Source organism: Polynucleobacter sp. IMCC30063 (assembly GCF_021395235.1).
Classification (GTDB): domain Bacteria; phylum Pseudomonadota; class Gammaproteobacteria; order Burkholderiales; family Burkholderiaceae; genus Polynucleobacter.
Window position 1 is genome coordinate 230,541 of the sequence record NZ_JAJVCQ010000001.1, and the last position, 22,037, is coordinate 252,577.

At 46.6% G+C, this 22,037-nt stretch carries 19 protein-coding genes and 1 pseudogene; 5 read left to right on the plus strand and 15 right to left on the minus strand.

Annotation, left to right across the window (positions count from 1 at the left end):
- Positions 1-21: 21 nt before the first annotated feature.
- A complete protein-coding gene (locus tag LZG75_RS01255) occupies positions 22-594 on the minus strand; it encodes a site-specific integrase (protein WP_233934827.1) in 573 nt (190 codons plus the stop codon).
- 410 nt (positions 595-1,004) lie between these two features.
- Entirely contained in the window at positions 1,005-1,487 is a 483-nt protein-coding gene (locus tag LZG75_RS01260; RefSeq protein WP_215290265.1) for a hypothetical protein, read from the minus strand.
- Between the two features lie 335 nt (positions 1,488-1,822).
- Between LZG75_RS01260 and LZG75_RS01265 the strand changes: the two genes are divergently transcribed.
- Entirely contained in the window at positions 1,823-2,260 is a 438-nt protein-coding gene (locus LZG75_RS01265; protein WP_096673157.1) for a DUF6641 family protein, read from the plus strand.
- Positions 2,261-2,357: 97 nt separating this feature from the next.
- Positions 2,358-2,729: a hypothetical protein gene (locus tag LZG75_RS01270; protein ID WP_233934828.1), complete on the plus strand. Its 372-nt coding sequence runs from the start codon at positions 2,358-2,360 to the stop codon at positions 2,727-2,729.
- Positions 2,730-3,094: 365 nt separating this feature from the next.
- On the opposite strand, the gene LZG75_RS01275 is transcribed toward LZG75_RS01270, so the two are convergent.
- The 6 genes from LZG75_RS01275 to def are packed head-to-tail and all read right to left on the minus strand — an operon-like array spanning position 3,095 to position 9,577.
- Entirely contained in the window at positions 3,095-3,787 is a 693-nt protein-coding gene (locus LZG75_RS01275; protein WP_233934829.1) for a response regulator, read from the minus strand.
- Position 3,788: 1 nt separating this feature from the next.
- Positions 3,789-6,110, minus strand: coding sequence for an ATP-binding protein (locus LZG75_RS01280; protein ID WP_233934830.1), 2,322 nt, complete (start codon positions 6,108-6,110; stop codon positions 3,789-3,791).
- Positions 6,107-6,691, minus strand: coding sequence for a DUF4390 domain-containing protein (locus tag LZG75_RS01285; protein WP_233934831.1), 585 nt, complete (start codon positions 6,689-6,691; stop codon positions 6,107-6,109). The genes LZG75_RS01280 and LZG75_RS01285 overlap by 4 nt, the downstream gene beginning before the upstream one ends.
- The gene (gene rsmB / locus LZG75_RS01290; protein WP_233934832.1) at positions 6,688-8,016 is read right to left on the minus strand and encodes a 16S rRNA (cytosine(967)-C(5))-methyltransferase RsmB; all 1,329 of its coding nucleotides are present in this window, start codon (positions 8,014-8,016) and stop codon (positions 6,688-6,690) included. Before rsmB ends, LZG75_RS01285 begins: the two co-directional genes overlap by 4 nt.
- On the minus strand, positions 8,016-9,026 hold the full coding sequence (gene fmt / locus LZG75_RS01295) for a methionyl-tRNA formyltransferase (protein WP_233923349.1): 1,011 nt from the start codon (positions 9,024-9,026) through the stop codon (positions 8,016-8,018). Before fmt ends, rsmB begins: the two co-directional genes overlap by 1 nt.
- A gap of 38 nt (positions 9,027-9,064) precedes the next feature.
- The gene (gene def / locus LZG75_RS01300) at positions 9,065-9,577 is read right to left on the minus strand and encodes a peptide deformylase (RefSeq protein ID WP_233923348.1); all 513 of its coding nucleotides are present in this window, start codon (positions 9,575-9,577) and stop codon (positions 9,065-9,067) included.
- Positions 9,578-9,648: 71 nt separating this feature from the next.
- Between def and dprA the strand changes: the two genes are divergently transcribed.
- Positions 9,649-10,557, plus strand: a complete 909-nt coding sequence (dprA, locus tag LZG75_RS01305; RefSeq protein ID WP_233923347.1) for a DNA-processing protein DprA — start codon at positions 9,649-9,651, stop codon at positions 10,555-10,557.
- A 132-nt stretch (positions 10,558-10,689) separates the two neighbouring features.
- The gene (locus LZG75_RS01310) at positions 10,690-13,347 is read left to right on the plus strand and encodes a DNA topoisomerase III (RefSeq protein ID WP_233934833.1); all 2,658 of its coding nucleotides are present in this window, start codon (positions 10,690-10,692) and stop codon (positions 13,345-13,347) included.
- 50 nt (positions 13,348-13,397) lie between these two features.
- On the opposite strand, the pseudogene mnmC reads toward LZG75_RS01310, so the two are convergent.
- The 7 genes and pseudogenes from mnmC to rpmH all read right to left on the minus strand — a co-directional run.
- Positions 13,398-14,456, minus strand: a pseudogene (gene mnmC, locus LZG75_RS01315) (FAD-dependent 5-carboxymethylaminomethyl-2-thiouridine(34) oxidoreductase MnmC); the annotation flags it as partial.
- Positions 14,457-16,325 (minus strand): phosphoenolpyruvate carboxykinase (GTP), encoded by a 1,869-nt coding sequence (locus LZG75_RS01320; protein WP_233934834.1) that lies wholly within the window; start codon positions 16,323-16,325, stop codon positions 14,457-14,459.
- Between the two features lie 97 nt (positions 16,326-16,422).
- The gene (gene mnmE / locus LZG75_RS01325; RefSeq protein WP_233923344.1) at positions 16,423-17,811 is read right to left on the minus strand and encodes a tRNA uridine-5-carboxymethylaminomethyl(34) synthesis GTPase MnmE; all 1,389 of its coding nucleotides are present in this window, start codon (positions 17,809-17,811) and stop codon (positions 16,423-16,425) included.
- Positions 17,812-17,822: 11 nt separating this feature from the next.
- A complete protein-coding gene (yidC, locus tag LZG75_RS01330) occupies positions 17,823-19,511 on the minus strand; it encodes a membrane protein insertase YidC (protein ID WP_233923343.1) in 1,689 nt (562 codons plus the stop codon).
- Positions 19,512-19,525: 14 nt separating this feature from the next.
- Positions 19,526-19,768, minus strand: coding sequence for a membrane protein insertion efficiency factor YidD (yidD, locus tag LZG75_RS01335; RefSeq protein WP_233923342.1), 243 nt, complete (start codon positions 19,766-19,768; stop codon positions 19,526-19,528).
- The gene (gene rnpA / locus LZG75_RS01340) at positions 19,768-20,085 is read right to left on the minus strand and encodes a ribonuclease P protein component (RefSeq protein ID WP_233934835.1); all 318 of its coding nucleotides are present in this window, start codon (positions 20,083-20,085) and stop codon (positions 19,768-19,770) included. The genes yidD and rnpA overlap by 1 nt, the downstream gene beginning before the upstream one ends.
- A gap of 7 nt (positions 20,086-20,092) precedes the next feature.
- Positions 20,093-20,227: a 50S ribosomal protein L34 gene (rpmH, locus tag LZG75_RS01345; protein WP_233923340.1), complete on the minus strand. Its 135-nt coding sequence runs from the start codon at positions 20,225-20,227 to the stop codon at positions 20,093-20,095.
- Positions 20,228-20,460: 233 nt separating this feature from the next.
- On the opposite strand from rpmH, the gene dnaA reads away from it, so the two are divergent.
- Positions 20,461-21,912: a chromosomal replication initiator protein DnaA gene (gene dnaA, locus LZG75_RS01350; protein ID WP_233934836.1), complete on the plus strand. Its 1,452-nt coding sequence runs from the start codon at positions 20,461-20,463 to the stop codon at positions 21,910-21,912.
- The last annotated feature ends 125 nt before the right edge of the window (positions 21,913-22,037 follow it).

A 22,037-nucleotide genomic window follows, 5' to 3' on the forward strand; every position in this document is an offset into this window, starting at 1 on the left:
TCGTGTCAAAACGACAAAGCATTACGCCAACTCCACAGCTTTACGCATTAACTCTGCGTTAACGTCTATGTATGACTGTGTAGTGCTCATTGACTGGTGTCCCGCCAAACTCATTAGCACCCGCACACCTACACCTTTATTCGCTAATGAAGTAATAAACGTACGTCTGCCACTGTGACTGCTTGCGCCATCTATACCAGCACCTCTGTACATTGTTAGAAAGTGCTGCGCTGCTGTATTGGGCGTAAAGCCACGCTCTCTATTCTTTTGCGTACCAAATAATGGTTGCTGTGGACTGCGGACAGTAAGCGTAGCAACGTAAGTGGCTAACTCTTTACGTAAACGCTCGTTAATAAACACAGTACGTGCGTGTTGGTGTTTAGTGCGCTCTTTGTCTAAATGTACCTCTGTCTTAATTGTGCCGTCTGCCCCAACAACGTCTCCTACCCGTAGCTGCGCCAATTCTCCTACACGCACACCACATAAAAATGTTGTCAAAATCATTGCTCTGTTGCGTAGTGCGTGTTTACGGGTAGCAACGTAATCTAAAACACGGCGCACTTCTTGCTTACTAAGCGTCTTTGCTTGTTTCATACACAGTCTCCTTAATCAATAAATAACTGTGTATAAGCGTAATTTCTGTTGTTTAGAAAGAGCAACCGCTTGTTGTAAGCGGTGCTCTTTCAGCTTTTTCAATGACTTACATAAAAAACTAAATACATTCACTGTTGTATGTGGTTTTCTTTTTTACTTCTTTTCACTTGCTTTGTGGCTTTTAGACTACGGCTTTGCTGTTATAGGTACAGCAAGCCCTACAAGCTATTTAAGCGGTTCTCTGCTGTGCTGCTATGTACTCCACCAAATTGACAGCGTATACGGCGGATTTAAGGTGAGTAAGCTACGAAATGGGTACGCAGCACTTAAATTTCTGCGCTGCGGATTTTTTAACTTCTTTTTTTTATCAACCCCACCACTTTTTTACTCACCCCCCATTGCTTACTACGCTAAGCAGCTAAGTCGTAATTACTGGCAAATAAGTTAGGGCTGCGCTGCCCACTACTTGCGTCCCTACAACTTTTCACCGTTAGCCGCTCTTGTAGCTTTACGTCTTTCTCCTCGTCCAATACCAATAACTTAAAGTCACCAGTATTCAAATTCATTAAAGCAAAGCCAATAACACGAGGCTTCAATAAATTATTGTCAAATCGTTTAATCCAACTACACGCTAAGTCTTTGCGCTGTGCCTCTGTCTTAATGCCCACTTGCTCATAGCACTCTTCTGCGTAAGCCAATAACTCCATATCGTTATCTGTCTTAATGCTTGCTTCCCAATTGGCGTGTGGCACTAAGTCAATTAGGTACTTAATACTTTGCTTATGTAAGTCCACTGTGCCATTCATTATTGCGTTGTGATATTGCCCTTTCCCATATGTCGTACCAAACTTTGGGTTGTTGTATAGGCGTACTGCTATTTCTGTTGTTGTCATTTCATTTTCCTTTTTCTGTTGTTGCGCTGTTGCTTCTCAGTTACAGAAGTGGCGATGCCAAAAGAAGAAGTTACTTGTCTCTGTTGCTGTCACTAAGTCGCATTACGGGTAACAGCAGTTACTTGTAACAAGTAACTTGTTTCTTTGTGTCACTACGTAACTGGCAACCAATAGCAACTCCAAAGCAACTCGCACTTTTATTTATCTAAACCAAATAAAACAGTAATAAATCTGGCTTAGAAATATGTGGTTATTAGGTATTTTGGTGAAATAGGTTGTCCATTTGTGGTGAGTGAAATTAACTTACAAGCACTCATTAACAAAAGGAGAAAGATATGAGCGCAATTGGTAACTTAAAACTAAGCAGCACTAAACGTCCAACAGCAATGCCTGCTGTACAGCTACGCCGTAATAAGCTGGCTAAAAAAGTATGGGAGCAAATTCAGTTAGCTAAAGCACAACAAAGCGGCACTACGTTTAGCGTTGTACGTCATAAAACTTTACGCAATGAAGACGGCACAAGTAGAAATGTGGAATTACATAAGCGTGTACGGCAATGGTGGTTTGTGGCGGATAACGGCAAGCTGTGCTTAAACGTCCGTTATGGCGCAAAGCTAATTGAAATTACAAAAGGTAAAAGCACAGTAGAAGTTGGTACAACAACAGAGCTTGTGCCTACATTAGAAATTATTAAGGGCGCTGTAGAAGCGGGTGAATTAGACACACAGTTAGAGCAAGTTAGTGGCGCTGTAGCTGCTGCGTTTAAGCATTAAGCGGGTAAGGGTGCTGCCATATGCGTAGCACCCACTTGCTGTCGTTTCAACACGACTACGTAAGCATTTCCAATAAATACATAAAAGGAGAAGTGCTATGCGTATGAATGAATTTATGAAGGACGAGGATAAGAATGAATTGCTACAACTGCTAAACCAATTCTTTGCCAGTAAGTTTGCTGCGCCACCAGCCCAACCCAACCAAACCTCCCAACCTAAACCAACACCCCCGCCCAATAAAGCCATACCCTCACCAGCCTCTGCCCAACCCCCACAACAAAAAGCACCACCCCCACAAGCTAAGCCACCAACCCTTCCGCAAAAACTCCACAACGTACAGCAACGCAAAATGAATGCGCTTGCTAATCGCTATACCCAGTCCGCCTTAAAGCAGCAAGCCCAACCAACTGAAACAGATAAAGTGCTGGCATTGCGTAACGTAGCGCAGCAAAAGTTTGACAACAAGTAAGTGTCGTTTCAACACGTCGCTTTATGTAAATGCGTTTATGCGCCAAAAGACGGGGTATTAGCGCTGAATATGGCTGTATAAAAAAATATTGGCGACACTGACGACAGGCATAGTAAAAATGGTTAAGCGTTGGCAACGTCACACGTTTTGAAATACGTAATTACGTTTTGCTACGCTACTTTTTATGTGAAGAAATTTTTAACGACTGTAAAAATATTCTGTGATTTTGTTTAGCAAACTTTGTAACTTACCAAACTCTAATCGCCCGCAAAGCCTTATTCTATATGGCTCTGCCGTCTTACAGGATGCTTTTCAGTCCTCTGCTCTACCGACTGAGCTACCAGGCCAAGACTCGCAATTATAAATCAATCGCCCTTATTTCTTGAGGTGTCTATCCCTAGTGCTTTGAGTTTACGGTAAAGGTGTGTCCGTTCGAGACCCGTAAATTCAGAAATTTTCGTCATACTCCCGCCCATTATTTGCATTTGATTTTCAAAGTAGGCCTTTTCAAATAGGTCTCTAGCCTCACGCAAAGGCAAATCAAAATAACTTTTTGCAATGCCGCTAATTAACTCTAATTCAGGCTGGCCGCTCGTGGCGCTGGCCGCGGCATCGAGCGCTACACCGGTTTTAAGTTGGCCCGGGGAATATGCGCCATTTGCGGCCAAAGCATCTTCTGGTTCGGGTCTTTTCAGCGATTTTTCTAATGCCTTATTTACCGTCTTCAGTAATTTTTGCAAAGCAATCGGCTTTTCTAAAAAATTCATTGCCCCTATGCGGGTTGCCTCTACGGCGGTATCGATCGTGGCATGCCCCGACATCATCACCACTGGCATGGTGAGCTGGCCACTCTTTGACCACTCTTTTAGCAATGTAATGCCGTCGGTATCAGGCATCCAAATATCGAGCAAGACCAAATCGGGCCGCATTTGCTCACGAATCGTACGCGCCTGAATGGCACTTTCTGCAGAATAAACGGTATGGCCTTCATCACTCAAAATTTCATTGAGTAATTCTCTTATACCCATTTCATCGTCAACAACTAAAATATTTGCCATATTAAGCGGGCTCTTTTGCAAGGTTCATAAATACAATGGCAACTTTGGCTCCAATCAGTATTTCGCCTTGTAAACGATTCTGAATCTCAATTTTGGCGCCATGATCATCAATGATTTTTTTTACCACCGCTAAGCCCAAACCTGTTCCCTTACTCTTGGTTGTAACATAGGGCTCAAACGCCCTTGCCAATATCTTAGCTGGAAATCCGCAGCCTGAGTCACTTATTGTGAGGCGTACTGCATTTTGTTGGGGATGGGCCCCAATTCCATAAGGTACAACACTAGTCCTTACTTCCACCAAAGCGGTATGGTCTTTACCTTCAAGCGTAGCATCTTGGGCATTTTGGAGTAAGTTATGAATAACCTGCCGCAGTTGAGTGGGGTCACCCAAAATGTCTGGGCATTTGGGGTCAAGCTGAACCTCCATTGGGCTGCCTTCGTATAAGCCCAAAATTTCCTGTATTAAGGCATTCAGCGAAACAGGTCGTAATTGTGGCAATGGGGTTTTTGCAAAATCACGAAACTCATTGACCATTTGCTTCATTGCTTGCACTTGACCAATAATAGTTGCGGTATTACGCTTCATCATTTCTTCCAACTCGGGGGTTACTGCGCCCGTTAATTTCTGTTGCAAACGCTCGGCAGACAATTGAATTGGTGTCAAAGGATTTTTTATTTCGTGCGCTAGTCTCCGTGCTACTTCGCCCCAAGCAATGGAGCGCTGGGCCGTAACGACATCAGTAATATCATCAAAAACAATCAAGCGCAATTCATGACTTAACTCGGTGCCGCGCACAAAAAGCGTTACACCAACTTCATTTTCATATTCATTTATCGCATGTAGCTGAATTTGCTTCTGCCATATGGTGGCGCTAGGTTTTTTATGGTTGGCTTGGCTTGCTTCACCTGAAATTGCCATATGCAAAGTTGCAAAGCCTTCGCGAATGGCAGCATCAAACTCTCCTAACAAGGGAAAAGCGTTGATTTGTTGGCCCCGCATTGGCGCTAATTCGGTCCCAAAAATACGATCGGCGCCTGGGTTACTGGAAACCAAACGATATTGCTGATCAAAGATACATACCCCCGCAGTAAGACTATCTAAAATCGACTGTAAAAATGATTTGGATTCTTCTTGCGCTGTGCGTGCATCGGCAATTTGTTTGGTCATCATATTAAATTGACGCGTTAACATGCCTAGCTCGTCGCCTGTATCTAACTCAGGCTTGGGCGATAAATCGCCTTGTGCAACTGCCTCTGTCCCCCGCAAAAGCATTAATAGGGGTTTAGCCAATTCTCCGCCCAACAATAACGCAAGGCTTACTGCGACAAACAGGGCAAAAAATAGGGTTAAGGTTAAGGTACCAATATACATTTTGCGTAAGCCAGTGCGCCCTAAAGCCTTTTCCTGATAATCGCTGTATGCAGTTTGAATTGCCAGGGTATTTTTAGTGACACTAGGAGGAACCTGCTTAACTAATTGCAAATACCTAGCCTCTCGAAGGCCTTGTGGGCTGATCCCAAAGTTGCCAGCTGCTGAGGTCACTCTGCCCTGACTTATCGGGACTACTGCACGTAAAAAATAACTTTGGGAACCATCCCCCTCAATACGCTCATCAATGGTGCCAGTTCCTTTTAATTTATTAGCCTGTGCCAATAAACTCGCTGAGGGAGGCGGGGCTTCCTGAATATTGCTACCAGAAATAGCAATCGCAATTAGCTGCTGCCGAGTATTAAAAATTGCTAATTCTTGAGTATTAGTTTGGGCGCGTAGCCGCGATAATATAAGTGTTAATTCGGCAGCGCTGGCATTATTTGGCAAGCGCGTCAATTGTTCAGCGATATTGCTACCATCATCTTGCAATTCTTGTAAAGAGGCATCCAAGGTAGTGCGCCCTAACTCAAGCGCAGCTCCAAGCGCTGTTTCAACTTTGACATCAAACCATGTTTCAATACTACGCGAGACAAACTGCCAAGAAACACCATACAAAATTAAACCTGGCACCACTCCGACTAAAGCAAAAATCATGGCTAATTTAGCCACCAAGCGCGCGCCAAAACGGCGCTCTTTCCAGCGTACCGCTATCACTGCGCCCAGCACCAAAATGATCGTTAACAAACAAAGTCCAACAACAACGTTGGCACTATAGAGCCAAATAAAATTGTTATCGAAAAATGCGGTGTTGGATGAAGCAACTGAAAGTAATATTAATAACACTAAAGCCAAAAATCCAGAAGCGGTTACGGCTATAGGTAGGGCGCGTCGTTTCCAGCCCTCCCTTGCTAGCGCAGCGCTCCAACGGGCAGGAATAGGGCTACTTATCATTGCGCGATGACGTTCTGGAAACTGGGTGAGAATGGAAAACGCAACCAATCGCTTAAAACATTCCAGTCGCGATTATTTAACGCATTAACTTGAAATGGTTTGGGTAGCTTACTTAAATCTAGGGTCATGCGTAATGCCGCAATATAGGTTTTACCCAAATCAATATTGGCGCGCTCAATAACGCGCCAACCCCCGATCGTACCGGCTGCCTGTAGGGCCTCACGCATAGTTGCTACAGAGAAACTAAAACCCTCCGTAGAGATTCGATATTGCTTGGTGAGAGGCTGGTAAGAAACCCGCGTTTGTCGCGTCACCTGTGAGGGTCTTTCATCAAACCAATACCAACGCCCCCGAGTTAGTTCAAACTCAGTTTGAAATGTTAAAACCAAACCTTTTTGTAAAGCATCCTCTAACCCGGGCGATAGCTCAATATTAAAAACGGCGTTTAACAGCCAGTCGGTGTCAACCCGTTCAATTTCTGCTGCCTTAACTTTAATTCCTTCGGCATAGATTAATGGGCTCAGCCCTAAACCTAAGCCTAAAATTAAATACAAGATCCAATTGTTAAGTCGCCGCGTCATGAACCATTCTTTTTAAATAGAGCATAGTAAAAGCCATCGTGCGTTTTGGCCGGCAGAAGCTGGCCAATAGACTCTAATCGTAATGCATCGGCATAATTTGCTTCAAACCAGCTAGCTTGCTCCTCCCCCTCGGCTGGAAAAAGTGAGCAAGTGACATACAACATTAAACCGCCAGGCCTTAATACTTGCCATAAGGAGTTTAGTAAGGCACGTTGGCTTAGTTGTAGTTGCGCAATATCGTTTTCTCGGCGTAAAAAAGGAATGTCCGGATGGCGCCGCACAATTCCTGAGGCTGAACAGGGGGCATCTAATAAGACCTTATCAAATAATTGCCCATCCCACCAATTGCTTAGAGCAGCATCTGCCTGTTTAATAAGGTGGGCTTCGGATGCTAGCCCCAAACGGGCTAGATTGCTAGCAATTTTGCTAATGCGGTGTGGGTCTATTTCTAGGCTAAGTAACTTAATGTTGGCAGTTTCAAGTAAATGCGCTGTTTTTCCTCCAGGTGCTGCGCAAGCATCTAGAACCCGCTCGCCCGGCTGAAGATTTAACAAGAGCCCTGCCAGCTGTGCACCCGCATCCTGAACCGATACTAAGCCAGTTGTAAAGCCAGGGATTTCTGTCACTGGACGTGGTACTTGCAAAGAAAGTGCGCCTTCTAAGGTATGGCCTGCAATAGGCGGAATTTCTTCATAAGCTAGGCCAGCCTGCGCCAATAGTTCGAGATAAGCGACGCGGGTAATTTTGCTTAAATTAATACGTAAACTTAGCGGCGGGTGTTGTGATTGATGAAAGCAGAGTTGTTTCCATTGACTTGGGTAGCTAGCCTTTAGTTGGGCTAACCACCATGGCGGTAGATACCCGCCCCCTACATCAATCTTGGCAACCTTATTGGGTCCTTGGTCCAGCTCGGTGATTGCCATGCTAATTTTTCGTAATACTGCGTTCACTAATCCCTTCGCGTGCTTGGTCTGAACTGAGGCGTCACACGCCTTCACTGCTTCGTCGACCACGGTATGAGCAGGATACCCCCGCTTCATATTTATCTGGCGCTGCATTAATAGCACAATGGCGATGCTCAAAAGATGGTCTAGTCGCTGGCTGGGCGCTTTAGGCACATATTCTTTAATTAGCTGATGCGCCCCCCGCCACTGGCGCAAGGTCTCGAATGTGAGGCTTTGCACAATGGGTCGCTCTTGGGCGGGTAAGTCTTCAATAATTTGCGTTAATGATTGGCCTGCCATGATCCCATCTATTGCGGTAGCAGACAAACTAATGGCTTTTGCCAGGCCGATACTTTGTTGGGTTTGCCTTAACTGCCCCATTAACAAGATTCGTTATGAAACTGCTGCTGGGGATGTTGTTCTAAAGCTAAAAACCAAATGCGTGCACTGATTTTATTTCTTCCCGGCTTTTGTACTTCAAGCAATTCAATCATGCCTTCCCCGCACCTCACCAACACCTCACCATTGGGGCCACAAAAAATTGCTCCAACTAATGCAGTGCCTGCAGTCACTTCCTTTGGCATCGTATAGCTAGCTATTTGTGAATGCCAAATTTTGAGCACCTCACCATTTAACCGAGTACTAGCCCCAGGAAAGGGATTAAACGCACGAATCTGCCGATTAATTTCGTTAGCACTTTTAGACCAATTTACAACAGCCTCACCTTTGAGAATTTTTTGCGCATAGCTAACGCCTTCGTTTGCTTGAGGCATGCGCCTGAGTGACTGGCCCATTTGTAGCGTTGTTAAACATTGGGTTATTAATTGTGCGCCCATAATGGCTAATCGATCGGTCAAGCTGGTGCTAGTCTCATCAGCAGCGATGGGCGTCTTTTGCAACGCGACCTGATCCCCGGTATCAAGCCCTGCATCCATGCGCATAATCGTGATACCAGTTTGCCTATCGCCCGCTTGGATTGCCCGCTGAATAGGTGCTGCCCCGCGCCAACGCGGCAAAAGAGAAGCGTGCACATTAAAGCAGCCCCAGCGTCCATTGGCTTCGGTTAAATCTAAAATGGCCGGGGGAATTAGCAACCCATATGCAACCACTACCATTAGATCGAAATCGGTTTGAGTGATAGCATCGAACGCTGCTTGGACTAAAGAATTGTTTTCTAATTCACCCGGCTTTATTTTTAAACTGGGCGGTTGCAGCACCGGAATATCATGTTCTAGAGCCAGTACCTTTACGGGGCTTGCTTGCATTAACATGCCCCTACCAGCAGGCCTATCAGGCTGAGTAAGCACTAACACTACTTGATGACCAGCAGCCAAAATTGCCCGTAATGACTGCGCAGCAAACTCAGGTGTGCCAGCAAAAATAACCTTCATAAATGGCTCACCTGTTTTTAGGCCGCTGTGCTGATGCACTAACGAGTTAATAAATCGATCGCGCGCTTTTTCATTTTTAAAGCAATTCGCGCGCGCTTTAAAGGTGAGAGGTACTCGATAAAAACCTTGCCCATTAAGTGATCCATTTCGTGTTGTAGGCAAACCGCTAATAAACCATCGGCCTCAAGCTCAAATTCATTTCCGCTAGGGTCTAATGCTTTAACTTTAATGCTTTCTGCGCGCTCTACTTCATCAAAGTATTCTGGTACCGACAAACAACCTTCCCGCCAAGATTTTTTTTCTGTGCTCGCCCAAACTAACTCGGGATTAATTAAAGCAATAAGTTGATTTTGCTCTTCAGTAATGTCAATCACAATAATGCGTTCATGAATATCAACCTGGGTTGCAGCTAAACCAACACCCGGTGCCGCATACATTGTTGCGGCCATATCGCGCACAATATTTTGAATACGAGAGTCGACCTGTGCCACTGGCTTGGCAATTTTATGCAAGCGCTTGTCGGGATATTGGAGAACTTCTAATAGTGCCATGTAAGAATTATCCAACAGAGTAATAAAGCTGTCCTGACAGACAAAAATTTCCCTACGCCGACAATGAATTGATGCAAACTTCTACGATTTTGGCTATTAGCCGTGGCGCACCCAACTATCCACCCCAGCTTCTCGACCTTCACGACCCGCCGGCGACAATTTATGCCTCGGGCGATGTAGCGCTAATTAATCGCCAGCCCCTAATTGCCATTGTGGGTGCAAGAGCTGCCTCTCGACAAGGCTTGCTCGATGCCGCTTTTTTAGCACAAGGCCTAGTAGAAAGGGGTTTTGGAGTAGTTTCTGGCCTAGCGCTAGGGGTTGACGGCGCCGCGCACCGCGGCACCTTGAGGGCCAAAGGCTTCACTTTAGCCGTTGGTGCAACTGGGTTAGATGTGGTTTACCCCCCACAGCATGAGCAACTTGCTCAAGAAATTGCCTGCCAAGGCCTACTTTTATCCGAATTTCCTGCGGGAACCGCCCCCAAAGCCTTTCATTTTCCGCGCCGTAATCGCTTGATTGCAGCACTCTGTTTGGGGGTTGTGGTAGTTGAGGCTGCGACGAAGTCCGGATCTTTAATTACCGCGCATCTTGCAGCCGAACTAGGTCGCGAAGTCTTCGCTCTGCCAGGCTCAATCCACTCAACGCTTGCCAAGGGCTGCCATCGACTCATTCAATCTGGGGCGAAGTTAGTGACCAGTATTGACGATATTGTGAGCGAATTGCCCGCTTACGGGCTTCAAACCAGCCGACAAATACCCCTGCACAGTGAAATCACCGGTGATTTATCCCCTAAATCACCCGTTTTTGCAGATTTTCCGCTGCTTCGGTGGATTAATTATCACCCCAGCTCCATCGACGAAATCTGTCTTTTAAGTGGCATTTCTACCCAAGAAGCCCTGGTTCAGGCCTTATTGCTAGAGGCTAAGGGCTTAATTGAGCGACTGCCTGGAGAGCGCCTGCGTTTGTTGCAAAAACAATGAATTTGGACTTTTCCTAAAAGATCGGTTAATAATAAAAAAGGGTGAATCTGCCGATGACTAACAAAATCAGGTTAAATTACCCTTCTTTTTAATAATTCTCATTTCTTTTTAAGTTCAACTTTAGGCTCCCGCGTGGCAAAAGCACCTACCAAAACTAAACCCTCCGCTTCTGCAGACGGTGAAACTAAAACCTTGATCATTGCTGAGAAGCCCTCGGTAGCGAATGATATTGCGAAGGCCTTAGGTGGTTTCCAAAAATACGACGATTATTTTGAAAACGCCGATTTTGTAATTTCTTCAGCAGTTGGTCACTTGCTGGAAATTGCTGCACCAGAAGAGTATGAGGTTAAACGGGGCAAATGGTCTTTCGCTAACCTGCCCGTTATTCCGCCCCACTTTGCCTTGCGACCAATTGTTAAAACTGAATCACGCCTCAAGGTGTTACAAAAACTGATTAAACGTAAAGATATTACTGGCTTAATTAATGCCTGCGATGCAGGACGTGAAGGCGAGCTCATTTTTCGCTTAATTGCACAGCACGCCAAAGCCTCACAATCGATCAAGCGACTCTGGTTGCAATCAATGACTCCCAATGCCATTCGCTCTGGGTTTGAAAATTTACGGCCCGACCTTGACATGCAACCCTTAGCTGATGCCGCCCGCTGCCGCTCAGAGGCCGACTGGCTAGTAGGCATTAATGGTACGCGCGCCATGACTGCTTTTAATAGTAAAAGTGGTGGCTTTTTTCTGACTACGGTAGGCCGTGTGCAAACCCCAACCCTGTCGGTGGTGGTTGAGCGAGAAGAACAAATACGGCAATTTATTTCTAAAGATTATTGGGAGGTAAAGGCTGAGTTTATCGCTGCTGCTGGTATTTATGAGGGCCGCTGGTTTGATCCGAAATTTAAGAAGGATCCAGCCGAGACTGATCTGCGTGAAAATCGCCTCTGGAGCGAAGCCGCCGCCCAAAGCATTGTGGCCGCCTGTCGCGGTAAAAAAGGCACGGTAAAAGAAGAGGCTAAACCCGCTACTCAGCTTGCCCCGCAGCTTTTTGATTTAACCAGCTTGCAACGCGAGGCCAACGCCCGCTTTGGTTTTTCAGCAAAAAATACTTTGGGCTTAGCGCAGGCATTGTATGAGCGCCATAAAGTATTAACCTACCCGCGTACCGACGCTAGAGCATTGCCCGAAGACTATCTCGATACGGTTAAACAAACCATCGAAAATTTGGCCGAGCATTCGCAGGAATATAAGCCCTTTGCAAAACAAATCTTACACGGCGACCCGACCGATCCCAAAGCTAAAGCGGGTTATGGTTGGATTAAGCCCAACAAACGTATTTTTGATAACTCGAAGATATCTGATCACTTTGCCATCATTCCCACCCTTGAGGCACCGAAAAATTTAAGCGAGCCTGAATACAAGTTGTATGACTTAGTAGTGCGCCGCTTCCTGGCGGTATTTTTTCCTGCAGCTGAGTTTCGCGTTACCACGCGTATTACTGAATCATCAGGCCATCACTTTAAAACTGAGGGGCGTGTCTTAGTGAGTCCTGGCTGGCTTACTGTTTACGGTAAATCGATTCAGGCTGACGATGAATTAGTGCCTGTTCAAGCAAATGAAACAGTACAAAATGAGGCGATAGTGGTAGTGCCGCTTAAAACCAAACCGCCTGCTCGCTATACCGAAGCTACTTTGCTCTCGGCCATGGAAAGCGCTGGTAAATGGGTTGATGATGATGAGATGCGCGAGGCAATGGCCGAAAAGGGCTTGGGAACGCCGGCCACGCGCGCAGCCATCATTGAAGGCTTACTATTTGAAAAATACATGGTGCGCGAAGCACGGGAATTAATTCCCACCGCCAAAGCCTTTCAGTTAATGACCTTGCTGCGTGGTCTTGATGTTGAGGAGCTTACGCGCCCCGACCTTACTGGCAACTGGGAAAATAAACTGGCTCTGATTGAGCAGGGCAAAATGAAGCGTGAAACTTTCATGCAAGAAATTGCGCAGATGACGCAACGCATTGTGAAGCGCGCTAAAGAATATGATAGCGATACCATTCCGGGCGATTACGCCACCCTAAAAACTCCATGCCCTCATTGCGGCAAAGCAGTTAAAGAAAACTACCGGCGCTTTGCTTGCGAACAGTGTGGCTTTACGATTAGCAAAACTCCGGGTGGGCGAGCTTTCGAATATCCCGAAGTAGAAAGTCTGTTGCAAGAAAAAACCATCGGTCCATTGCAGGGGTTTCGTAGCAAAATGGGCCGTCCTTTTGCGGCCATTATTAAATTAAGCGAAATTCCCGAGGATGACAAAGATTATCCCAATGCGGGCTTTAAGCTAGAGTTTGATTTTGGCAATAGTGCTAACGATGAAACTGAGGCCATTGATTTTACGGGTCGCGAAGCTTTGGGCGTGTGTCCAAAATGCTCGGGCGCCATTTATGAAGACGGCATGCGTTATATCTGCGAACACAATACTGGCCCGAATAAAACGTGTGACTTTAAAACTGGCAAGGTAGTTTTACAACAAGAAATTTCCACAGAGCAGTTGAAAAAATTATTAACTACGGGCAAAACCGACTTGCTCACTAACTTCAAATCAAATCGTACGGGTCGCGGCTTTAAAGCTTATTTGGCACTAGATCCTAGTGGAAAAATTGGTTTTGAATTTGAAGCTAAAGCGGCAGGTAAGGCACCAGTCAAAAAGCGGGCGGGCGAGACGGCAGCAAGTAAATCGGCCGATAAGCCCAAGCGCGCCAGTCGCGCTAAAGCGGCTGAGGGCGCTTGATCGCTAGCGCCAGCTAAGGCTTGTTGCTCAACGCGCGCCTGCACTTGCGCTGAAATAATGGCGGCCGCTAAAGCCGACCACAACACGCCCCTCGAGCCCAGCGCAGTAGCAATGTAGAGGCCCGGCAACGCGCACACCTCACCAATAATCGGCAGTCGATCGTGAGCAGCGCAGCGTATGCCGACATAACTGCCAGCAAGCTTCAGTTCGGCTAAATTGCCCCGCTCATAATGAAGTAGCGCTGCAGCTTGCTGACGATTGTGCGCATCGCTACTTGGCCATGCTGCTAGGCTAGTTTCATTTTCATCGTAACTCGAGCCAACTACCCAGGAATACGTTTTACTTACTTCATCATATTGCGCAGGCAAACAATAACCTTCGCCTGAAATGGCCGCACTGGGCAAATAGGCTGCCCAAGCACTATTTGCTGAAATTTGAAATTGATTCAGCTGACCACGAACGGGTTTTAGGGGAAGCTGAATTTGCCAATCTGCCACTAACTGTTTTGCGCCATGGGCGCATGCCAATACCAATGATGTTGCTTTCGCTAGCGATTGGCCTTGTCGATCAAGCGCGTGCCAATTTACACCGTCATGACGAATGCTGGCAACTTGTGTATTTGCTTGATACATTAGCGCATCGGGTTGACTAAAAATGGTGGCGCAGGTTTTTTCTAAATTGATGGTTGCGCCCTGTGGAAACCAAATACCATCACGGGCAACACCAGTTAATTGCCGTGCTTCACCAGCGCGCAGAATTTGCGCAGAGGCGTCATTAAAGCCTACACTCGCCAATTGTTCGTTCAGCAAAGCTTCATTTAATACGGTGTTGGGTTTAAGTGGCTGAAAAATACCTTCTTCGCGCCAATAGGGCTGCCATGTTTGTTTGGCTAAAGCAAAAGCAATGTACGTTAAGCGCTGTAGTAACGGTCGCGCGCGTATTAGGCCTGGATGGGCTAAAGCAAAAGCATGAGCTGAGGCTCCAGAGGCGGGCTTGGGTCCACCATCTAATACCCGCACGCGTTTGCCTTGTTGTAAAAATACTTGCGCAATTGCTGCGCCAGCAATGCCAGCCCCAACTAATAAAATGTCGTCTTGGTAAGGCGACACTTAACTACTAAGGCGCGCTTCAATTTTGCTGCGGGTTTCCAATAGCTCTTGGGGCAAGCGCTCTTTTAATTGCTCGAATAACTCTGCATGTAATTTCAACTCGGCATTCCATGCTGCTTTATCAACCGAGATAACGGTATTAAATTGCTCGCATGAAAAATCGAGGCCCGCCCAATGTAAATCAGCATGCTCTGGACAAATACCAAAAACGGTTTCTTGGCCTTTGCCCGTTCCCTCCACGCGCTCCAAAATCCAAGCTAGCACGCGCATATTTTCACCAAAGCCCGGCCAGACAAACTTACCTTGCGCATTCTTACGAAACCAATTGACACAATAAATTTTTGGTAACACTGCGCCCTCGCTGGCTAGTTTTTTGCCCACATTAAGCCAATGCTGAAAATAATCGCTCATGTTGTAACCGGCGAAAGCAATCATGGCAAATGGGTCGCGTCGCACTACACCCACTTCGCCTGTAATTGCTGCGGTGGTTTCAGAGCCCATCGTCGCAGCCATATAAACGCCCTCTACCCAATCACGGGCTTCGCTGACCAACGGGACAGTGCTGGAGCGACGTCCACCAAATAAAAATGCGTCGATTGGCACGCCTGCGGGATCATTCCAATTGGGATCTACAGCGGGATTATTGGTGGCAGCCATCGTAAAGCGCGAGTTTGGGTGTGCTGCTTTGCGCCCTGCTACTCCATCTGCGGGAGTCCAATCTTTGCCCTGCCAATCGATTAAATGAGCTGGCGGGGTCTCTGTTAGCCCTTCCCACCAAACATCGCCATCGTCAGTCAGCGCGACATTCGTAAATATCACATCGCGATTTAAAGAATCAATGCAATTGGGATTCGTAACTCGATTGGTCCCTGGAGCAACGCCGAAATAGCCTGACTCTGGATTAATGGCATATAAGCGCGTTTTCCCGGTTAGTGGATCTTTCCGCGGCTTAATCCAGGCAATATCATCGCCAATGGTGGTGACCTTCCAGCCCTCAAAACCTGCGGGCGGAATCATCATGGAAAAGTTAGTTTTGCCACAAGCCGATGGAAAAGCTGCGGCGATATGATATTTTTTTCCAGCGGGATTGGTAACCCCCAAGATCAGCATGTGCTCGGCTAACCAGCCTTGATCACGGCCCATGGTTGAAGCGATGCGCAAAGCAAAGCATTTTTTACCAAGCAAAGCATTGCCGCCATATCCCGAACCATAAGACCAGATCTCACGGGTTTCGGGAAAGTGCACAATATATTTGGTTGAGTTGTTGGGCCAAGCAACGTCTTTTTCGCCTTGGGCCAGCGGCTTACCAACAGTATGTATACAGGGCACAAAATTGCCCGTGGCGCCCAGCTGATCGATTACTGCTTTTCCCATGCGGGTCATGATGCGCATATTAATTGCTACATAAGGGCTGTCGGAAAGCTCAACTCCGATATGGGCAATTGGCGAACCAATTGGCCCCATTGAAAATGGGACCACATACATGGTGCGGCCATGCATACAGCCTGAAAACAAAGGATTTAAGGTGGCGCGCATTTCTTTTGGATCAACCCAATTATTCGTTGGGCCTGCGTCGACCTTTTTCTCTGCGCATATAAACGTACGATCTTCTACGCGTGCTACATCTTGTGGGTCGGATAAGGCCAAGTAGGAATTTTTGCGTTTAGCAGAATTAAGCCGCTTGAAAGATCCCGCTTGCACCAACAGTTCACAAAGCTGATCGTATTCTGTCTGTGAGCCGTCACACCAATGCACTTGATCTGGCTTTGTAAGGGCGGCAAGATCTGCAACCCATTGAATTAATTGCTGATTTTTAACATAGGCAGGGGTGTTTAAGTTCAGCACGCCTTGGATTGCTGGTTGGTTCATTGGAAACCCTCACTGCATTTTTTATAAAGAAAACGATTTTAACATTTACGGCTTATTTAAGCCCTTTTTCCCTTGGGCCCAATCCCAGCACTGAGCCCTACTTACCAATGCAAAATTGGCTAAATATTTTGCCCAACAAATCATCTGGCAAGGTTCTGCCAGAAATGTCCTCGAGTCGCTCTTGTGCAAGGCGCAATTCTTCTGCTAAGAGCTCAAGGGTTTGATTACCATTCGCGCTATGGCCTTTGGCATTGTGTAAGTGGCTTGCCGCCAAACGAATAGAATCAACATGACGTTGTCTGGCAATGAGAAGTCCCTCGTTGGTACCAGACCATCCCACAGACTTGAGAATGTGCTGGCTAAGAGCCTCAATGCCATAACCCGTTTTAGCAGAAATACTTAAAGCGCCCGCCAGATTGCTGGCTTGATTATTTTCATCTGTGCGTAAATCGGCTTTATTAATAACCAGGAATATTGCACAACTCGCGGGAGCGGTAGTGGCAACGCGTTTTTGTAATTCCTGCTCGGCTTGTTCTGCCTCAACACTTTGTTCACTGCCATCGCGCAAAAAAAGAATTGCGTCGGCCTGTTGAACTGCTTGCCATGTGCGCTCAATGCCTGCCTGCTCAACCAGATCTTGAGTAAGGCGCAGGCCGGCCGTATCAATTACGTGTACTGGTAAGCCCCCCATATTAATTGTGGCTTTGATGCGATCACGGGTGGTTCCGGCAACCGGCGTAACAATTGCCAGCTCATCCCCAGCAAGCCGATTGAGTAGTGCGCTTTTACCGACATTGGGTGCGCCTACCAATACAAGTTGAATACCATCCCGCAAGATTGTCCCCTGAGTTGCAGCTTGCTGTAAGTCAGCCAAGCGCAAGCCAATGCTTTGGAGGCGCTGATGTGCCTGTGCATTTTCTAAAAAATCAATTTCTTCTTCTGGAAAGTCAAGGGTTGACTCAACCAAAATTCGTAAGGCAATAATTTCCTCAACTAGGGCATCGATTGTTTGTGAAAAAGCCCCCTGCAATGAACGTGTGGCGGCCAGCACCGCGGCTTCGCTCTGGGCGCCAATTAAATCAGCAACTGCCTCGGCCTGAGCTAAATCAATTTTGCCGTTGAGGTAAGCGCGCTGTGTAAATTCACCAGGCGCAGCAATGGTTAGGCCGCATTTTTTTCCAAGCTCTAAGCAGCGCTTAACTATTAACTGCAATAATTGTGGGCCGCCGTGACACTGCAGCTCTAAAACATCTTCACCAGTAAACGAAGCAGGCGCTGGAAAGAATAGTGCTAGGGCTTGGTCTAGGGTTTGTCCAGCGGCATTTTTAATCGACACTAAAGTGGCTTGTCGCGCTACCAGTGTGGTGCCCACCAGCGTTTGCATTAAATCGGGTGGGATGGGGGCGCCACTAATGCGCACAATACCAACCCCCGCGCCGCCAGTCGCCGTAGCAATCGCAATAATAGGGGTTTTTCTAGCAAGCATTATTAGCGGGCCTAGGCCGCCTGTTTTTTTCCAAACATTTTGTTAATTTGCCATTGCTGGGCAATCGATAACAGGTTATTAACGACCCAGTAAAGCACTAAGCCCGAGGGGAAGAAAAAGAACATGACCGAAAAAATGAGTGGCATGTACATCATCACTTTAGCCTGAATAGGGTCGGGTGGCTTGGGGTTTAATTTGGTTTGAACAAACATGGATATAGCCATAATGACTGGCAAAATATAATATGGGTCGGGCATTGAAAGATCGTGAATCCAACCAATCCATGGTGCATTGCGCATTTCAACCGACGATAGCAGCACCCAATACAAAGCAATAAATACCGGGATTTGAACCACGACTGGCAAGCAACCACCAAGCGGGTTAATTTTTTCCTTCTTATACATTTCCATCATTGCGGCATTTAATTTCTGTGGATCGCCCTTATATTGTTCGCGCATGGTTGTTAAGCGAGGCTGCACTTCTTTCATTCTTGCCATCGATTTATAGCTAGCCGCGGAGAGCGGGAAGAACACTAGCTTAATTAATACGGTTAACAAAACAATCGACCAACCCCAATTGCTAACCACACCGTGAATTTTTTCCAACAGCCAAAAAATTGGCTTCGCCAAAATGGTGAGATAGCCGTAATCTTTTAATAGCTCGAGACCAGGTGCTATGCCCTCAAGCATGCTTTCTTCTTGCGGGCCAATAAATAAACGGGTCTTTTCGGTAACGGTTGTACCAGCAGCGATTGTCCCTAGCGGAATTTGCATGCCCACCCGAAATAGGTTCTTGTCTATTTTTCCGACATAGATATCGCGTACAGTTTTGTCAGCGGGTATCCAAGCGCTCGCAAAATAATGCTGCACCATGGCAATCCATGCCGGAGAAGCCGCCGGTACATCTTTGGGAATTTCTTGTTTGCCTTTATCGATATCAGCAAAGCTCAGCTTTTGAAACTTATCTTTTTGGGTATAGACCGCAGGCCCTGTAAAAGTACTATAAAACTGGCTCTCTTGTTTTTCGCTACCGTCACGCACTAATTCGGTATATAAAATAATGGGTCCGGCGCTGGCACTGCTCTGCGTTACGCTATGGCCAACCTGAACCACATAAGAGCCAGGAGTTAACAAAAATAATTTCTCTAACTTCACCCCATTGCGTTCTGCGCCCATCACCAAAAATGGCCGGCCCGCACCATCTTTGCCAGAGGACTGCAGCTTAAATACTGAGTTGTGATTGGGTAGCTCAAGATTGGCGCCAGCGATCAGTCCTGAGCGCGCAATATATTGATGGGTTGCGTTTAATTGCAATAGCTCGACGGGGGTTTTGTCGGCATTAAATTCTTGTAATAATTTTGCATTAACAATATTTGCACCGTTGGCACTAAGCTCTAAACGCAAAACATCGTTTTCTAGTACAAATTTTTCGCCGTTATTTTGCTCCAACACGCTAAGGTTTGAGAGGTTGACGTCTTTTGCTGGGCTTGCTGGTGCATTGCTGGGCGGCGCTACTGCGGCCCCCGCTTGCGGCGGTAAATCACCTTTGTTGGCATCAAGTGGTTTTGTGCCACCGCTAAGCGCGGTTGGTGTTGGCCCGCCGAGCAAACTCGGACGCCCTTCATGTACCAACCAATTGTTGTAAAGCATTAGCCCAGAAATGGCAAAAATGGCCCAAAGTATTGTTCTTTTAATATCCATAAAAAATAATTCGCCTAGGTCTTGAGGGTTTGTTTAGATTTTGTTGCCGGATCGTAGCCGCCATGAGTCCAGGGGTTGCAACGCAAAATTCGCCATACACTTAAGCGTACGCCTTTAAGAAAATGGTGGCTGCGCAAACAATCGCAGGCGTACTGCGAACAACTTGGCTCAAACTTACATTGGCCGCCCACATAAGGTGCCAAGACGATTTGATAACCGCGGATGCAGTAAATTCCCAAGAGGCTCAATACGCGCATTAAATTAATTCCGCTATTTTGTTGCGTAAGTTGCTGAACTCGGCTTGGCGCAAGCGCCCACGTGTGGTTTTCCCCACAGCATGGCGCAACTTAATTACTTTATCGTGATGCAGGGTTTGTGCTTGTGTGGTGCGCGCTATGTTGCGAAGCATACGCTTTAATGTATTGCGATCAACCGCCCTTCTTACCCATTTTTTTGCTACTGCAATGCCTAGGTCGGGGTGGTTTTGGTTTTGGGGTTCGGCAACATACACGCCCCAAGATTTATTGCTTTTGGGGGGCGTTTTTAGAAGCTCTGCAATTCTGGCGCTTTTCAACGCAAACTTAAACTGCGAGGCGTTTGCGACCCTTGGCGCGACGGGCATTTAGCACTAGGCGTCCACCGCGCGTTTTCATGCGGATGCGAAAGCCGTGCGTGCGCTTGCGGCGGGTTACTGATGGTTGGTAAGTTCTTTTCATGATCAATCCTGGGAAAGCCGACCATTTTCCTTGCTACGGCCCAAAAGGTCAACCATTGATTCAATTTCGTGATCGAGAATTCACAATTTTTGCGAGTTATTTTGATATTTTTATGAGCATTGCGCTGATTTTATTACGATTTTTTTACTTGTTAACAAGTTATCCACAGGTTTTCCACGCTTTTAGTGCTTGTGGGTAACTTTCAGAGCTAGCTACAATCAATATCTCATAATATGTCTAATCCCCAAATTCCCCCCTCACTGCAAGCCTCTAGCCCCCTTATATTTTGGGATGAGGCCTTAAGTTTGCTAGCGCGTGAGCTGTCGCCGCAGCAGTTTAAAACCTGGATCCAACCCCTTAAGCTGGGCTCCTTTGTTGAGAGTGAGCAATTGCTAACTATTACAGCCCCGAATCGCTTTAAGCTCGATTGGATTAAAAAAACCTTTGCTGAGCGCTTTCAAGAGTTAGCTACGGCCTATTTTGCCACCCCGATAAACCTCAGTTTTGTCCTTGAAGTTGATCCTGATGCAGTCGATCGCGTCCTGAATAGTGCCGCGACACCCGCTTTGGTGGGCGCCACCCAAATTGGTCTTGACCCCAACTCCGCCCTTGATGACGAAGAGTTAGTTGGCTTTAGCGATGAGCAGGTATTTGATATCGAAGACCACTCTAAGCTAAATCCAGCCCTAACTTTTGATACTTTTGTCACCGGCAAGGCCAATCAATTAGCTCGAGCCGCTTCAATTCAAGTAGCCCACAACCCGGGCACCTCATATAACCCGATGTTTTTATATGGTGGGGTTGGGTTGGGTAAAACCCACTTGATTCATGCCATTGGCAACCACCTTTTAAAAGAAAAGCCTGGTGCACGAATTCGATATATTCACGCCGAACAATACGTTTCCGACGTGGTTCGCGCTTACCAACAAAAGGCTTTTGATCGTTTTAAGCGCTACTATCACTCATTAGACCTGCTGTTAATTGATGATATCCAGTTTTTTAGCGGCAAATCGCGCACCCAAGAGGAGTTTTTCTACGCCTTTGAGGCCCTTTTAAGCAATCGCTCGCAAGTCATTATTACGAGTGACACCTATCCAAAAGAGATCGTGGGCATCGACGAGCGCTTAATTTCGCGCTTTGATTCGGGCCTGACGGTGGCAATTGAACCACCAGAGCTTGAGATGCGGGTCGCTATTTTGATGAAAAAGGCGGCTCAAGAGGGCATTCCCATGTCGGAAGATGTGGCTTTTTTTGTTGCCAAGCATCTGCGCTCCAACGTGCGCGAGCTTGAAGGCGCCCTGCGGAAAATTTTGGCCTTTGTACGCTTTCATGGTCGCGAAGTCACAATCGATGTTGCGCGGGCGGCCCTCAAAGATTTGTTATCAATCCAAAATCGCCAAATTTCTGTCGATAGTATTCAAAAGGCGGTGGCAGACTTCTATAATATAAAGGTGGCAGACATGTATTCGAAAAAGCGTCCAGCAAATATTGCCCGGCCGCGTCAAATTGCGATGTTTATGGCGAAAGAATTAACCCAAAAGAGTCTCCCTGAAATTGGCGATCTTTTTGGTGGTCGTGACCACACGACGGTTTTACATGCGGCAAGAAAAATTAATGAGGAGCGTGCGCACGATAGTCACTTAAACCACGAGATTCACGTTATTGAACAAACCCTAAAGGGCTAGTTTGCTTAATTTTGCTTGTGGATAAGCCTTTGGATAATGTGTGAATAAGTTGTGAAGAACTATTGGTTGAGGAGAAAATCGACTGCCACTAGGAAGTTATACAGATTTTGTCCACGGCTTATACA